Below are 14,749 nucleotides of genomic sequence, written 5' to 3'. Positions count from 1 at the left end.
AGGAGAGCCCAAATGAACCGCACGTTGAGGAATCCCCGATGGGTCACTGTCGCGTTGGCCGCGTTCGTCGCGGTCGCGGCGTTCGGCTGCGGCTCGGCGGGTCCCGAGGTCAGCGCTCGCAACGCACGCCCACAAGCGGAGCCCACGGCGGCTGCGGGTACGCAGACGGTGCGGTACCGCGGCGTCGAGTTCACGGTTCCGGGCGACTGGCCGGTCTACGACCTTGACGCCGACCCCAGCACCTGCGTGCGCTTCGACGTGCACGCGGTCTACCTCGGTCATCCGGGCGAGGACATGCAGTGCCCGGCGAATGTGTTCGGGCGGTCCGAGGCCGTGCTCGTCGAACCCCTCGACGGTGCGACGGTAACGGCCGCCGACACCGTCGGTACGGCCAACGCGCACGGCCTCGCAGTCGCGACGGATCCGCGCGCCGCGATCGAGCACGAGGTGCGCGCCGCGCTCCCCGGCGCGGGTGTCGCCGTCACCATCTCGTTCAACGACGAAGCCGCGGGGCAACAGCTCCTCCAAACCTTCAAAGCGGCAGCGTGAAGCGCGCACTGCCGCTGCTCGCGGTGGTGCTGGCACTCGCGCTCGCGGGTTGCTTCCCGCCGAAGCCGCGAACCTCGCCACCCACCCCGCCACAGGGATTCGATGCGTGCGCGGCGCCGTCGTCCGCGACCATGCAGAACTGGTGGACGTTCTCGCCGTTCACCAGCATCGGCGTCTACGTCGGCGGCGCGAACCGAGGATGCGCGCAACCCAACCTCACCGCTCGGTGGATCAGCCTGGTGGAGGAGTACGGTTGGAAGCTGTTGCCGCTCTGGGTCGGCCCGCAGGCACCGTGCACCGCGCTGAGCAGCGTGACGAAGCTCCCGGCCACTGAGTCTGCCGCATTCACCGCCGGATACAACGAAGGGCTGGCCGCGGCCACCCGCTTGTCCTCGCTCGGCTTCGGTTGGCTCACTCCGGTCTACTACGACCTCGAGGCCTACCCGAAGAACGCCGCTTGCACGAAGGCGATCCTGGCGTTCGACAACGGTTGGACTCGAGGGCTCAACACCCGGGGGTACCTCGCCGGCCTGTACAGCAGCCTCTGCTCCGGCATCGTCGACTCAGCCGCCGGATATCCGACCGCGACGTACAAGCTCAACGCGATCTGGATCGCGGCGTGGAACAACACGCCGAACATCTTCGGGTTCAACACGTCGACCTGCCCGCTGTCAGACAGCTTGTGGGCGAACCACCAGCGCGTGCACCAGTTCAAGGGTGGCCACAACGAGACCTGGGGCGGCGTGACCATCAACATCGACAGCAACGCGGTCGACGGCCCCACGCATCCGTTGTAGGAGCGAGGCTCGTCTGGCAATGCGCGAGAAGGACGAGGCTTCTCAGGCGACGCCGGTCAACTCCTGCACGGAGGGGCAGACGCGGTCGGCGACGGGCTGCAGTGCGTCGACGTCGAACCCGTAGAGCTTCGCCGGATTGTCGGTGAGGATCGCGCGTGCTTCGTCGAGCGGGACACCATGGAAGCACCGCGCGAGCGACTTGCGAGTGCGCGGCCACGTGCCCTCGACGTGCGGGTAGTCGGCGCCCCACATCAGCTTCTCGAGGCCGATCTCGTGGCGCATCGCCGACTCGTCGGGACCCATGAACGACGCGGCCACGTAGCACTGCCGCTCCCAGTACTCGCTCGGCTTCAGCTTCACCGTTTGGCGAATATGGCTGAAGAACCGCTGCGAGTAGATGCCATCGAGGTACGTGAGCGTGCTCGGTACCCAGTCGGAGCGCGATTCGGTGAACACGAACTTCATGCGCGGGAACCGTTCGAAGACACCACCCCAGATCAGGAACCACAGCGGGCGGTGCGCGAAGTACACGGTCTCCGTGGCATAGATCAACATGCTCACGGCGCCATAGTCGCCGTAGTTCGGTGTGCCGCTCCCGCCATGGATGTGCGCCGGCATGTCGTAGTCTTGGCACGCTGCCCACAGCGGGTCGTAGCACTCGTCGTAGTACGGAGGCAGCCCCTCACCCGGAAGGGTGGGGATGATCACGCCCTTCATCCCGTTCTCACGCGCCCACTTGATCTCGGCGACGGTTGCATCGAGATCGTGCACGGTGACCATCGCGAGCGCGGCGCGCCGACCGGGTGTGTCGTTCGCGAAGTCGAGCAGCCAGCGGTCGTACGCGCGGTTGCCCGCACCACGGAGCTCGTGCTGGGCCGACTCGCCGAACCCCCCGAACGGCACGCCACCGTTGGGAAACAGCACTTCGGCGACGACGCCTTCACCCTCGAGCACCTCGGTGCGCAGCGGTGAGTTCCACTCGCCGTCCCGAGCGTTGCCGGTCTCGGCCTCGAATGCTTCGGAGCCCTCCTTGGAGAACAACGAGCGATCCTCTTCGGTGGCCTTCGTACGCGCCGCTCGTGCCGCTTCGAGCACGCGAACGAACTCGTCGTACTGCTCGTGGTACGCGGGTTCGATATAGGGCACATAGTCCTCGGGACGCCCCGTGGCGTGGCCGTCGCACGAGATGATGACCGGTCGCTGAGCGCTCATTGCTTCCCCCGTCTCTCTGGCTGGCGCAAGCGTAAACCACCCCGGGCCGGCCGTCATAGCTGCCCGATACGCTGCTGCCGCGTGCTGCCGTTCCTCGACCACACGACCGACGCCTTCGCCGCCGATCCCCACGGGCAGTTGCGAACCGCGCGTGAGGAGTCGTGGATCGTCCGCACACCGACCGGGCTCGGCGTGCTCTCGTATGCCGGATGCAACGCGCTGCTGCTCGACGCCGCGTTCCGGCCGGGCATCTTCGAGATGATGCGCCGTGCGGCTCCCGATGCCGGTCGCGAAGCCAGTCGCGAAGCCAGTCGCGAAGGTGGTGCGGTGGAAGGTCCTCGGACCCTGCTCGGCTCGGAAGGCCGCGACCACCAGGATCTGCGCCGCGTCGTGATGCCCTGGTTCACTCCGCGACGGATCGAGACACTCCGTGAGCACACCGCGAACCTGGTCAGCGAGCTCCTCGACAGCGTGGCCCACGCGGGGGGCTGCGAGTTCATGACCGACGTCGCGACTCGGATCCCACCGACGATCTTCTGCTGGATGGTCGGATGCGACGTCGAGCGCGGGCCGGAGCTCGCGCACTGGTCGGCGATCGCGCTGCAGGCGTTCTCCGGCGACCCCGCGGTCATGGACGACGTGCGCGAGGCGCTCCGGGTCCTGCGGCACTTCGCCGACGACCTCCTCGAATCCAAGCAACGCGCACCGGGAGACGACATCACGAGTGCTCTCGTGAGGGGTATCGAGGACGGTGTCCTGACGCACGGGGATGCGCGATCGCTCCTCACCGAGGTGCTGAGTGCGTCGGTCGACAACACCACGCATTCGATGGGTCTCGTGGTCTGGCTCCTCTGCGAGCACCCTGAGCAGTGGCGGCTCGTCGCGGACGACGGTGAGCTCGTCGAGCGAGCGGTCGAGGAGTGCGCGCGCTTCGAACCGGTGATCCGCCACGGTAAGCACTTCAACGAACACGACGCGGAGCTGCTCGGTGTTGCGGTTCCCGCGGGAACGCTGGTGACCGCGTACCTCGACGCCGCGCACCGCGACCCCGATGTGTACGAGGATCCCGATCGCTTCGACGTGACCCGTCGGCTTCCGCAACCGCAGCTCATCTTCGGGATCGGACGGCACTACTGCATCGGGGCCGCGCTGGCCCGAATGGAGATCCAGGAGGTGCTGCGCGCCGTGACCACGCGCTGGGTCCAACCTCGTCTCGGAACCGGCGTGCGCCTGAAGACCGCCGTGGGCAGCTGTGAGGTCGCGCACCTTCCCGTCGAGTTTCGGCCCGTCGAGTTTCGGCCCGTCGAGTTTCGGCCCGTCGAGTTTCCGCCGGTAGAGTTTCCGCCGGTAGAGCCCTCGCGTGGCTGAGACCGATCCAGCGCCGCGCTGGGACCTCACGCCAATCTTTCCCGCCCTCGACGATCGCGCGTTCACCGACGCACTCGAGAGCATCTTCGCGAACGTCGACCGGCTCGGCGCGCTCTACGACGAGCTCGGCATCCGAAACGTGGAGTGCCGCGAGCCGACCGCCGCCGACATCGCCGCCCTCGACGAGGTCCTGAACGCGACGAACGAAGCTCACACGGAGCTCCGGCCAGTCAGCGCGTACCTCCACGGGCTGGTGACGACCGACAGCCGGAACGAGCGCGCCATGGCGCTGTCCGTCGAGTTGCAGACCCGCACGGCTGCGCTCGGACCGCTGAGCAAGCGTTTGGGCGCGTGGCTGGCAGCGCTCGGCGTCGAGCAACTTGCGGCCGGCGGCGACGCGGCGGCCGATCATGTGTTCGCGCTCGAGAAAGCGGCCGCCGACGCGCAGTTCCAGATGGGCGAGGCGGAGGAATCGCTCGCCGCAGAGCTCGGGCCGTCGGGCGTGCTCGCGTGGCAACGGCTGCATGGCGATGTGTCCTCGCAGCTCGTCGTCGAGATCGCAGTGCCTGGCGGCACGGTCGAACGGGCGCCCATGGCCTTGGCCCGAGGGCTCGCGACGCATCCCGACGGGGCACGCCGGCGCGCCGCGTACGAGGGCGAACTGGCCGCGTGGGAGAGTGCTGCGGTGCCGCTCGCGGCGGCGCTCAACGGCGCCAAGGGAGCGCTGGCGGTGCTGAACAAGCGCCGCGAGTACGCCGACGATCTCGAGCCTGCGCTCAGGTTCAACAATGTCGACCGCAGCACGCTCGACGCGATGACGGAAGCCGTTGTCGCCTCGCTCCCGAGCTTTCGCGGCTACCTGCGCACCAAGGCACGTGTGCTCGGCCACGACGGCGGGCTCCCGTGGTGGGATCTGTTCGCACCGCTCGGTGACGCGGGGGAGGTCGCATGGCCCCGGGCGACCGAGTTGGTTCACGCCGCGTTCGATGGCTACTCGCCGCAGCTCGCGGCACTGGCGCAACGCGCGTTCTCGGAGCGGTGGGTCGACGCCGAGATCCGCGACGGCAAGCGCGGCGGCGCGTACTGCATGTCGGTGGGTGACGATGTCAGTCGCGTGATGATGAACTTCGACGGCAGTCACGACTCGGTGTCGACGCTCGCGCACGAGCTGGGTCACGCGTACCACAACGTCGCGCTCGCCGACCGCACGCCCATCCAACGCACCACGCCGATGGCGCTCGCGGAGACCGCGTCGATCTTCTGCGAGACGCTGCTCTTCGAGACTGCACTCGCCCACACGACCGACGTGACCGAGCGGTTGGCGCTGCTCGACACGTACCTCGTCGGGGCCACGCAGGTCGTCGTCGACATCCACAGCCGGTTCCTCTTCGAGAGCGAGCTGTGCCGGCGCCGGCAACGCACTGCCCTCTCGGTGTCGGAACTGTGCACCACGATGCTCGACGCGCAGGAGTGTGCGTACGGCGACGGCCTCGACCCGGACGCTCGTCATGCGTACATGTGGGCGGTGAAGCCGCACTATTTCACGCCGTTCTACAACTGGCCGTATACCTTCGGGCTCCTCTTCGGCATCGGTCTCTACGCGCGCTACGTCGACGATCCCGAACGCTTCCGCAACGGATACGACGCGCTGTTGTCCGCGACGGGGATGGCCGACGCGGCCGCGCTCGCGGCACGGTTCGGCGTCGACGTACACGACGGCGCCTTCTGGGCCGCGAGCCTCGACGTGGTGCGAGGCCACGTCGACGAACACGCGCGCGCCGCGGCGGCTTTGGCGACCGGCGCACGTCCTGCCGATCGGGACGCAACGGGGGAACCGTGATCGAGAACCGGTCGGCACCGCCCGGGCCGATCGTGCCGAGCCTCGTGTACGACGACGTCGCCGCGGCGGTCGAGTGGCTCTGCGAGGTCTTCGGCTTCAGCGAGCGTCTTCGCTGGGGACCACCCGATGACTTCACCGCGCAGCTCGACGTGGGTGGCGGTTCGATCTTCGTACGCGGCCCGCGAACTGGTCATGGAACGGCTGAGCGCTTGACGTTCCGGGCGCCCCGCCCCGACGAGCTCAGCCACACCCTGATGGTGCAGGTCGAGGACGTCGACCGGCATCACGACCACGCGATGGGCTGCGGGGCCGAGATCCTGCTGCCAGTGGAGACCTACGGATTCGGTGAGCGGCAGTACTCGGCGCGCGACGTCGGCCGTCACGCCTGGACGTTCACGCAGTCCGTCGCCGACGTCGATCCCCAAGAATGGATCCCGCACACCCTCGGTGACGGGTCAGGGTCGTGAGGCTCGACTCCGTCACGAAGCTCGTTCGGTTTCTTCCCGAGTCGGCCGACGAACCGCACGATGACTGGACGTCGTTCAAAGTGCGCGGCAAGCGGTTCGCGTCCGCCACGCCCGATGAGCGCTCCCTCCACCTCGCCGTCGATGACGACGAGACGAGGGCATGTGTCGCCGAGGATCCAGACGCGTTCGAGGAGTGGTGGACCGGGAAAAGCCTGTGCCTGCGGGTCGACCTCGAGGGCGCGAAACCTGCGCGCGTGCGCGAGCTGATCATGGAGGCATGGCTGCGCAAGGCACCGAAGCGGGTGGCGGCGACGCTCGATGACCGCGGTAAGGACGGCTGAACTTGCACACTGCCGGCGCTACGCTTGCGGGTCTTCTGGGGACGTAGCTCAGTCCGGCTAGAGCACCTGCTTTGCAAGCAGGGGGTCGTGGGTTCGAGTCCCATCGTCTCCACTTCGGCTTCCAGCGGAGCCTCGCTCGTTGGAAAGCCGATGTATCACGGATGGCGTCTACGAAGGCCCGTCGTCGGATCGCCCGTCACTTGCTCGAGGCCAGCTCGTGTATCCGCTCGGATTGTGGCTACACTTAATGCATGACGGTAGCTACAAGTGGTGTGTCGGTCGAGGTCGGGGTGAGGGAGTTGAAGAACAACTTGAGCCGCTATCTCGAGAGAGTGCGTGCTGGTGATCAGGTCGTGGTGACGGATCACGGCCGCCCGGTGGCTCGGCTCACGTCAATAGATGTGGGCACTGATCGCTTGGCCGCGCTCGTTGCGGCGGGTGTCGTACAGGCACCCAAGGACAGCACGCGACACCGACCGGCGCGTCGTGTCCGTGCCACAACGACGATCAGTGATCTGGTGCGTGAACAGCGGCGGTGATCACGTACGTCGATACCTCGACGCTGCTGAAGTTGCTGATCGAAGAACCGGGGTCAGCGAGCGCCGCCGTCATCTGGGACAGCGCTGACGTCGTTGCCGCTGCCCGCGTCTTGCACGTCGAGGCGCGCGCCGCGCTGGCGGCCGCCGATCGCGGAGGGCGACTCTCTCGCGCGCAAGTGCGACGCACGACAACCGAGCTCGCGGGCCTGTGGCAGCAGTTCACGATTGTGGAAATCACAGCAGAACTCGTGGACGCGGCCGGGGATCTCGCGGAGCAGGAGGGTCTCCGCGGGTACGACGCGATCCACCTCGCCGCGGCGCTGCAGCTCGGTGCAGATCTGCTGACCAGCGCGGACTCGGATCTGTGCGGCGCCGCCGGTCGTCGCGGCTTGCACGTCGCCAATCCGATCGACGCCGCCGACTGAAGACTCGAGCCCGGCGCCGGGCCGTCTGGTGTTATCTGCGGACGGGAACTCGCCAGCGCTGTCGCGTCGCGGAGAGGAGCCCCCTTCAGCCGGCGGGGAGGAGCAACACGTTGTCCTGGCGCTCGAGGCGGGAGATGTGCTCGGCGAGCTCGCCGACGGGTCGAGCGACGGCGGTGTACGGCATCTCATCGTGTGCGACGACGAAATGTGAGAAGACGTGCTGGACGGCCGCGGCGTCGGTCGTCGAGTCGATCTCGGCGTACAGCGGAACACCGGCCGCCCACAGTGCCATTCCGCTCGCGACGACCGCCGCCTCGCTCCCCTCCGCGTCGCACCAAACGAACGCGACGTCCGTCTCGGGCACGCCGCAGCTTGCGAGCAAACCGTCGAGACGCCGAGCGGGGACTGGGATGGCGCCGGGCCCGTGGTCCACGACACGGCTCGCGCCGTGGGCGCGTGAGACCTGCATCAAGACCTCTCCGTCGTGCTCGGCGACCGCGGCCTGCACGCAGGTGACCTGATCCGAGAGACCGTTGCGTTCGACGTTTGTCTCGAGGAACGAGAAGGTGGTGGGCACCGGCTCGATGGCGAGCACGTTCCAACCCTCCCGCGTGAGCGGCAATGTGCTCGTGCCGACGTTGGCGCCGACCTCGATCACGAGCGAACCGCGTGTGCGCGGGTGGGCCCGGACCCATCGCGTGAGGGAACGGACCGCGGTCGCGGAGTATTCGCCGTGGGCCAGCAGCTCCGCGGTGATCTCGTCGCCGGTCGGGACCAGCCAGCGGAACCCGCCGGCCTCGAAGTCCATGATGACCGTGGCGTCGAACAGCAGCGTTGCTGCAAGCCGGTGCCGACTCGCCGGACTGAGGAGTCGCCGGAGCGCCCAGGCGACTCCCGCGCTGTCGTCGTTGCCTGCGTAGAGCCCGAGCCGGCCGAAGAGCTGGGGGCGCCGGACGAGGGACCGCGCCGCTCGGCCCCAGCGATTCATGGCGGTCACGATAGCGGTGAGCCCGAACGGGGCTCACCGGAGCACCTCACTCGCTCGCGTGTATCCGGTCGCCGCGCTCGAGAGCACTCGTCGTCTTGCACGGTCTCCCGCCCGTCCGAACCTGCAGTCCAGCGGGTGCGACGGTACCGCCGAGTGCCCGTATCCTGGGCACCCGGAATGGATCGAGTGATGTTGAGGAGTGGGGGCCGATGACTGACGAGGCGACCGACCCGATGAGCGACGAGACCGCGACAATGGTCGGTCTGTATCGAAACGAGATGATGTCGGCCGCCGACCGGTCGGGGCCGCAGCCCGGCTACCTCCAGTTGCTCGAGGAGAGTGGCGGGATCTCGTGTCCGTTCCCGGGCTTCGTCCAGGCCGTCAGTCGCGAGGCCGTGGTCACGGTGCTCGGCGACCGGCAGAACTTCTCCAGTGCCGGCACCATGGAGCTCGGCAACATCCGCCCGATGATCCCGTTGCAGATCGATCCGCCCGAGCATTCGAAGTTCCGGAAGCTGCTCGACCCGCTGTTCGCCCCGAAGGTAATGGACGCAGCCGAGGCCGATCTCACGCAGCGGATCAACTACTTCATCGACAAGTTCATCGACCGCGGCGAGTGCAACTTCACCGACGAGTTCGCGGAGCTGTTCCCTTCGGCCGTGTTCCTCGGTTTGATGGGCCTGCCGTGGGAAGAGCTCGACACGTTCCTGCGGCTCCGTGACGGCATCCTGCGCGTCGCCGGCGTCGACCTCACCCTCGAGGAGATGCTCGCCAAGCAGAAGGAGACCGGCAAGGAGATCTACGAGTACTTCGGGCAGTTCCTCGACGACCGCGAGCGGAACCCGCAGGACGACATCCTCACCCACTTCCTGCAGGCCGACGTCGACGGCGACCGGCTCACCCGCGAGGACATCCTCGACATCTGCTTCCTCTTCCTCATCGCCGGCCTCGACACCGTGAGCGACTCGCTCACGTGCTTCTTCGCGTACCTGGCCCAGCATCCCGAGCAGCGACAGCTGATCGTCGACGACGCGTCGATCATCCCGAACGCGGTCGAGGAGCTCCTCCGGTGGGAGACGCCCGTCCCCGGCGGCGTACCGCGGAAGGCGCTGAAGGACACCGAGGTGTGCGGTTTCGCGATCGAGGCGGGCACGATGGTGCTCCCCGGCTACGGCACGGCCAACGTCGACCCTGCCGAGTTCCCCGACGGGTTCGAGGTGCGTTTCGACCGGGAATCGAACCCGCATATCGCCTTCGGCGCCGGCATCCACCGGTGCCTCGGTTCGCACCTCGCCCGCCGCGAGCTGCGCCTCACGCTGCGCGAGTGGCACCGCCGCATCCCGGTGTACGGGTTGAAGCCCGGCCACGAAGAGCTCGTGTATCCCCCCGGCCTCCGGTCGGTCAAGGACCTGATGCTTTCCTGGCCCATCTGAACCGATCTCAGCGATTCGGTATGGCTACGGCGCGCCGGCATCGAACGGCAGCGACTCGTAGCGACGGGTGAAGCCACCGTCGGCGAACACACCCGCGTCGGCGTCGACAGTAAAGGCGGGGCACGCGCGCAGCAGCTCTTCGAGTACGACGCTTCCCTGTAACCGGGTCGCGGCAGCGCCGAGACAGAAATGCGAGCCAACGCTGAACGCGACGAACCGCTCGATCGAACGACCGACGTCGAGCTCTGCCGCGTCGTCACCGAACTCGCGCTCGTCGCGGTTGGCCGACGCGTAACACAGCAGCACCCGGTCGCCCGAAGCGATCGCGGTGCCGTCGATCTCCGCGTCGCGCAATACCACGCGGCACAACCCTTGCACCGGTGATGTGAGCCGGAGCAGCTCGTCGACCGCGTTCGGGATCAACGACGGGTCATCGAGCAGGCGCTGCCGCTGGTCGGGATAGGTGGTGAGCAGCTCGGCAGCGCCGCCGAGCAGCCCGGTGGTGGTGTCGTTGCCGCCGGCGATCATCACGAACGCCATGCCGAGGATTCCCTCGAGCCCGATGCCGTGCCCCTCGTTGTCGGCGCGGATCAGGTCGGACACGACGTCGTCGGCCGGCGAGCGGCGCTTCACCTCGATCAGTCCCATGAAGTAGGCGGACAGGTCGGCGACGGCGGTGGCCGCGGTCATGCCCGCGTCGTAGCTCGCCTGCACGATCGCCTGGGTCCACTCGTCGAAGCGGAAGCGATCTTCCTCGGGTACGCCGAGGTAATGCGCCACCACCCAGCTCGGGATCGGACGCGCCAGGCCGGTAATGAAGTCGCCGCGCCTGCCCTCCCGCAGCGCCTGCACGTGAGAGCGCACCTGCGCGCGCAGCGCGGGTTCGAGCGCTGCGACGTTGCGCGGCGTGAAGCCACGGCTCACGAGCCGCCGGTACCGCGTGTGGTCGGGCGGGTCCATGAACACCATCGTCTGAACACCGAGGTTGGCGCCCTCGTCGTCGAAGGTGAGCCCGTGCGCGGACGAGAACGTGCCGGTGTCGCGCGCGGCGTCGAACACGTGCTGGAACCGCGTGAGCACCCAGTAGCCGCGAGACGTCCGGTGCACGGGGTCCTCGTCGCGCAGGCGGCGGTAGAGCGGGTACGGATCACGCCACGTGTCGCGCCCGAACGGCCGATACTCGAACGGCGGGTACTCGAGTGTGCTCTCCGTCACACGCGTGAGCCTACGTTGACGCGAGCGGATGCGCGGCGCCGAAGGTTGTTGAGGGTTGGGCGTGGTCGGCAGCGTCGAGCGCGGCGTCGATCGTGCTCGCCAGCTCGGCGACGTGCGGACGGCGCATGATTCCGGTGTGCGTCCCTGCGATCGCGATCGAAGTGATCGGTCCGCGGACGAACGGTGCCCATGCCGAGCTGGGGGAACCGAGGCTCGGCAGGTTGGGGTCGGGGACCGTGGCGTGGACGAGCAGCATCGGTCCGGTGAAGGTCGACTGCGTTCGATGCTTGCGCGTCATCCGACGCGCAAGCAGGAAGAACACGCGGTACTGCCGAAGCCGCCGCGGGACCAATCCTGCCCACGCGAGCTCGACTTCCACCTGCGCGTGACCCATCGCCGACTTGGCGAGCTCCTGCACGCGCAGAGCGCGGGTCTTCTCCTCGCGGGGGCGTTGCAAGCGTTCGGTGACAGAAGGGATCGGAGGGCGGGAGCCCGGCGGGAGGGCGTCGAGCATCGTCAGCAGCGCGACCTGCTCGCCGGCCGCCTCGAGCCGGCACGCCATCTCGAATGCGACGAGCCCGCCGAACGAGTGTCCCCCGAGTAGATACGGCCCGCTGGGCTGGACCGCGCGCAGGTCGGCCAGGTACCGGCGCGCGCACGCCTCGACGCTCCGATCGGGGCGCGCACGTTCCTCGAGTCCGCGCGCTTGGATGCCGTAGCACGGGCGATCGCCGGGAAGCGCGTGCGCGAGCGCGCGCAACGACGTCGCGGGTGAACCGGCACCCGCGACGCAGAAGAAGGGCGTCCTGGTGCCGGTGCCGGCTCTGGGCCCGAACGGAGGACCGGTCTGGAGCGCGACCACCGTGGAGGAGCCGCGCGCGCGCCGATGGTTGAGCAGGGGCGCGAGCTCGGCAGTGGTCGGCGCCTCGAGCAACGTCGACGGCGGTAGGTCGATCCCGAACTGCTCGTCGATCGCGGACATGAGCTCGATCGCGGCGAGCGAGTCGCCGCCGAGGTCGAAGAAGTCGTCGTCGAGCCCCACGTGCTCCACCGCGAGCACACTGCCCAGCAGGTCGGCGAGGATCTGCTCACGGCCGACCGGCGCGCGGTACGGACGGCGCGCGATGTCGGGCGGCGGACGAAGTCCACGGCGATCGACCTTGCCGCGTGGGGTTCGCGGCAATTCGTCGAGCAGCACGATCGCGCTGGGCACCATCGTCGTCGGCATCCCTCCCGCGAGGTCGCGTCGGAGCTGCCACGCGCTCGGTGTTGCACCGACCTCGGGGACGACGTACCCGACGAGGCGCGTGCCACCGTCGCGCGCGGGCGCCGGTACCACCGCGGCGTGCACGACATCGTGAAGTCGCACGAGCAAGCGCTCGACCTCGCTCGGACTGACCATCGCGCCGCGGACCTTCACGCGGTCGTCGGCGCGCCCAAGATGCTCGAGGAGACCGTCGGGACGCATGCGGACGCGGTCGCTGGTATGGAAGCCGCGCCGGCCGTCAGGGAGGGTCCAGAACCTCTGGGCGGTGAGCTCCGGATCACGCCAGTAGCCGAGCGAAGCGTGATCGCTGATCGCGTCGGCCAAGCCCGGCTCGCCATCTGCCACCGGTTGCCCGTCCTCGTCCACGATCCGCAACTCGGTCCAGGGCTCCGGCTCACCGATCGGCAGGGTGCTGTCTTCGTCGAGATCGATGTCGAGGGGGATGGTCCAGCCAGCTATCAAAGCGGTCTCGCTGGAACCGAAGCGATTGCAAAACACCGTGTTGGGTCCGAAGATCGGCCGCGCGCGAAGAATGTCGCGCCCGTAGAGCGCCTCACCGCCGAGTGTGACGAGGCGGACGCAGTCCATACGGGGCGCGCCGCTCGCGGTGGCCGCGTCGGTCAGCGCGCGCAGTACCGAGGGCGCGAACTGCATCACCGCGATGCGGTTGGCGACTACCCAGTCGGGGAGGTTCCGGAGGCCATCGGTCCGGTAGTCGTGCATGCAGAGCGTCGCGCCGCCGAGCAGCACGCCGAGCGAGGACCTGTACGCACCGATGAACGCGAACGAACCGATGAAGGAGATCGCATCGCCGGGGACGATCCCGTTCATGTATGTCGACGACATTCCGTGTTGCAGGATCGTCGCGTGGTCGCGCATCACACCCTTTGGGGTTCCGGTCGAGCCCGACGTGAACAGCACCAACGCCAGGTCGTAGGGATCGGGGTCTGGCAGCGCCGAGGATTGCTGACCGCGAGCGAGCACGTCCTCGAGCACGATGAGCGGCCCGCCAATCGCCGACTTCGCGGTCTCGAGGTGGGCACGATCGGTGACGGTGACGCTCGCGCCGGTCTCGCGGTGCACGAGCGCGAGCCGGTCGACGGGATCCTCTCCGTCGAGCGGCACCATCGTCTGGCCCGCCGCGATCACGCCGTAGGTCATCACCACGGCGTTGATCCCGTGACCGACGATCACGGTCACCGGCCCGGAGCCGACGGGTTCGTACACTGCATGCGCAACTGCGTCCGTCATCCACGCCAGTTCCGCGTAGGTGACCGTTCGGTCGTCTTCCCGGAGCGCCACTTCGTCGGGAATCGTGTCGGCGAGGGTACGTAGCGCCCCCCGCAGCGACCGATCCCGGCGTTCGGGAAACATGACGGTGCGCTGCCACGGCGCAGTCTCGATGACGTGCCGCGGCGCTTCCACCGTCAACTCCCGGCCCCGTGGTCGTCGAGCGCGCGACCAAGCTCCCGACCGAGCGTCGCGACGTGGGGTCGGCGCATGATCCCGAGGTGATCACCGGTGACCTCGGTCGTCGTTACCCGGCCGCGCAGGAACGGCCCCCAGCCGAGATCAGGTTCCTCGAGGTGGGGCTCGTCGGCGTCGCGGATGCTCGCGTGAACGACGAGCGCAGGGCCGTCGAAGCGCGCCGACGGCCGATATCGCTCCCCCGCGCGTCGCGAGAGCAGGAAGAACACTCGGTACTGACGGAGGCGACGGCGGAGGAGCCCCGCACTCGCGAGCTCGAAGCTCAACTGCGCGCGTCCGGTGATCGCTCGCGGCACCTTGCGGAGCTTGGCTGCGAGCGAGGTTCCTTCGAGCCGCTCGGCTCGGCGCGCAGCGGCGTTCGGCCTCCGGCCGGGCGCGGTCGTGTCGATGATCGCAAGCAGCGTGATCTGCTCACCCGCAGCCTGCAGCTGGCAGGCCATCTCGAACGCGACCAGCCCGCCGAACGAGAACCCACCGATGAGATACGGCCCCGAAAGCTGGATGGCGCGGATCTCGGCGAGGTAGCGGCGCGCGCACGCTTCGACGCTGCGGTCCGGCAGCGCGCGCTCCTCGAGCCCGCGTGCCTGGATGCCGTAACAGGGGCGATCCTCGATGAGCTCGGCGAGCGCTCGGAGCGATGTCGCGGGCGAGCCACCGCCGGCGACGCAGAAGAAGGGAGTTCCGGCGTCGGCTCCGTGCCCGAGCGGAGAGCCGGTGCGGAGCTGCACCACGGTGGGCGCGCTCCGCTCGCGTTGACTCACGAGGCGAGGTGCGAGGCCTGCCACCGTGGGCGACTCGAGCAGCACGGGCGCCGACAGCT

Annotated in this window: 14 protein-coding genes and 1 tRNA gene; 10 read left to right on the top strand and 5 right to left on the bottom strand. The window is 68.5% G+C overall.

What is annotated here, in order from left to right; translation table 11 throughout:
- The first annotated feature begins 12 nt into the window (after positions 1 to 12).
- Both WD271_14135 and WD271_14130 read left to right on the top strand, forming a co-directional pair.
- Positions 13 to 549, top strand: a complete 537-nt coding sequence (locus WD271_14135) for a hypothetical protein (protein MEX1008968.1) — start codon at positions 13 to 15, stop codon at positions 547 to 549.
- Positions 546 to 1,346, top strand: coding sequence for a DUF1906 domain-containing protein (locus WD271_14130; protein ID MEX1008967.1), 801 nt, complete (start codon positions 546 to 548; stop codon positions 1,344 to 1,346). The genes WD271_14135 and WD271_14130 overlap by 4 nt, the downstream gene beginning before the upstream one ends.
- 42 nt (positions 1,347 to 1,388) lie before the next feature.
- Here the strand turns inward: WD271_14130 and WD271_14125 are convergent, their stop codons facing one another.
- Positions 1,389 to 2,558: an amidohydrolase family protein gene (locus WD271_14125; protein MEX1008966.1), complete on the bottom strand. Its 1,170-nt coding sequence runs from the start codon at positions 2,556 to 2,558 to the stop codon at positions 1,389 to 1,391.
- An 81-nt stretch (positions 2,559 to 2,639) separates the two neighbouring features.
- On the opposite strand from WD271_14125, the gene WD271_14120 reads away from it, so the two are divergent.
- The 7 genes from WD271_14120 (at position 2,640) to WD271_14090 (ending at position 7,538) form a co-directional block, all read left to right on the top strand.
- Positions 2,640 to 3,926: a cytochrome P450 gene (locus WD271_14120; protein ID MEX1008965.1), complete on the top strand. Its 1,287-nt coding sequence runs from the start codon at positions 2,640 to 2,642 to the stop codon at positions 3,924 to 3,926.
- Complete coding sequence (locus WD271_14115) at positions 3,919 to 5,766, top strand: M3 family oligoendopeptidase (protein MEX1008964.1); 1,848 nt, start codon at positions 3,919 to 3,921, stop codon at positions 5,764 to 5,766. The genes WD271_14120 and WD271_14115 overlap by 8 nt, the downstream gene beginning before the upstream one ends.
- Entirely contained in the window at positions 5,763 to 6,233 is a 471-nt protein-coding gene (locus WD271_14110; protein ID MEX1008963.1) for a VOC family protein, read from the top strand. The genes WD271_14115 and WD271_14110 overlap by 4 nt, the downstream gene beginning before the upstream one ends.
- Positions 6,230 to 6,574 carry an MmcQ/YjbR family DNA-binding protein gene (locus WD271_14105; protein ID MEX1008962.1) on the top strand — a complete coding sequence of 115 codons (345 nt, stop codon included), beginning with the start codon at positions 6,230 to 6,232 and terminating at the stop codon, positions 6,572 to 6,574. Before WD271_14110 ends, WD271_14105 begins: the two co-directional genes overlap by 4 nt.
- 37 nt (positions 6,575 to 6,611) lie before the next feature.
- Positions 6,612 to 6,686, top strand: a tRNA-Ala gene (locus tag WD271_14100).
- Positions 6,687 to 6,825: 139 nt separating this feature from the next.
- On the top strand, positions 6,826 to 7,113 hold the full coding sequence (locus tag WD271_14095; GenBank protein MEX1008961.1) for a type II toxin-antitoxin system prevent-host-death family antitoxin: 288 nt from the start codon (positions 6,826 to 6,828) through the stop codon (positions 7,111 to 7,113).
- Positions 7,110 to 7,538, top strand: coding sequence for a type II toxin-antitoxin system VapC family toxin (locus WD271_14090; GenBank protein MEX1008960.1), 429 nt, complete (start codon positions 7,110 to 7,112; stop codon positions 7,536 to 7,538). The genes WD271_14095 and WD271_14090 overlap by 4 nt, the downstream gene beginning before the upstream one ends.
- An 85-nt stretch (positions 7,539 to 7,623) precedes the next feature.
- On the opposite strand, the gene WD271_14085 is transcribed toward WD271_14090, so the two are convergent.
- The gene (locus WD271_14085) at positions 7,624 to 8,526 is read right to left on the bottom strand and encodes an FkbM family methyltransferase (GenBank protein MEX1008959.1); all 903 of its coding nucleotides are present in this window, start codon (positions 8,524 to 8,526) and stop codon (positions 7,624 to 7,626) included.
- A gap of 209 nt (positions 8,527 to 8,735) precedes the next feature.
- Here WD271_14085 and WD271_14080 point away from each other — a divergent pair, with 209 nt between their 5' ends.
- Positions 8,736 to 9,959 carry a cytochrome P450 gene (locus WD271_14080; protein MEX1008958.1) on the top strand — a complete coding sequence of 408 codons (1,224 nt, stop codon included), beginning with the start codon at positions 8,736 to 8,738 and terminating at the stop codon, positions 9,957 to 9,959.
- Between the two features lie 24 nt (positions 9,960 to 9,983).
- Here WD271_14080 and WD271_14075 read toward each other — a convergent pair whose 3' ends face one another.
- From WD271_14075 to WD271_14065, 3 genes are all read right to left on the bottom strand, one after another.
- Positions 9,984 to 11,174: a cytochrome P450 gene (locus tag WD271_14075; GenBank protein MEX1008957.1), complete on the bottom strand. Its 1,191-nt coding sequence runs from the start codon at positions 11,172 to 11,174 to the stop codon at positions 9,984 to 9,986.
- A gap of 10 nt (positions 11,175 to 11,184) precedes the next feature.
- Positions 11,185 to 13,866, bottom strand: coding sequence for a non-ribosomal peptide synthetase (locus WD271_14070; protein ID MEX1008956.1), 2,682 nt, complete (start codon positions 13,864 to 13,866; stop codon positions 11,185 to 11,187).
- Between the two features lie 2 nt (positions 13,867 to 13,868).
- Positions 13,869 to 14,749, bottom strand: an 881-nt coding sequence (locus WD271_14065) for an alpha/beta fold hydrolase (GenBank protein MEX1008955.1), incomplete at its 5' end; no start/stop codon positions are given.

The sequence above is a fragment of the Acidimicrobiia bacterium genome (assembly GCA_040880805.1).
Classification (GTDB): Bacteria; Actinomycetota; Acidimicrobiia; order IMCC26256; family DASPTH01; genus DASPTH01.
The sequence above is the reverse complement of the archived record's forward strand: the minus strand, read 5'-3'. Positions and strand labels throughout refer to the sequence as shown.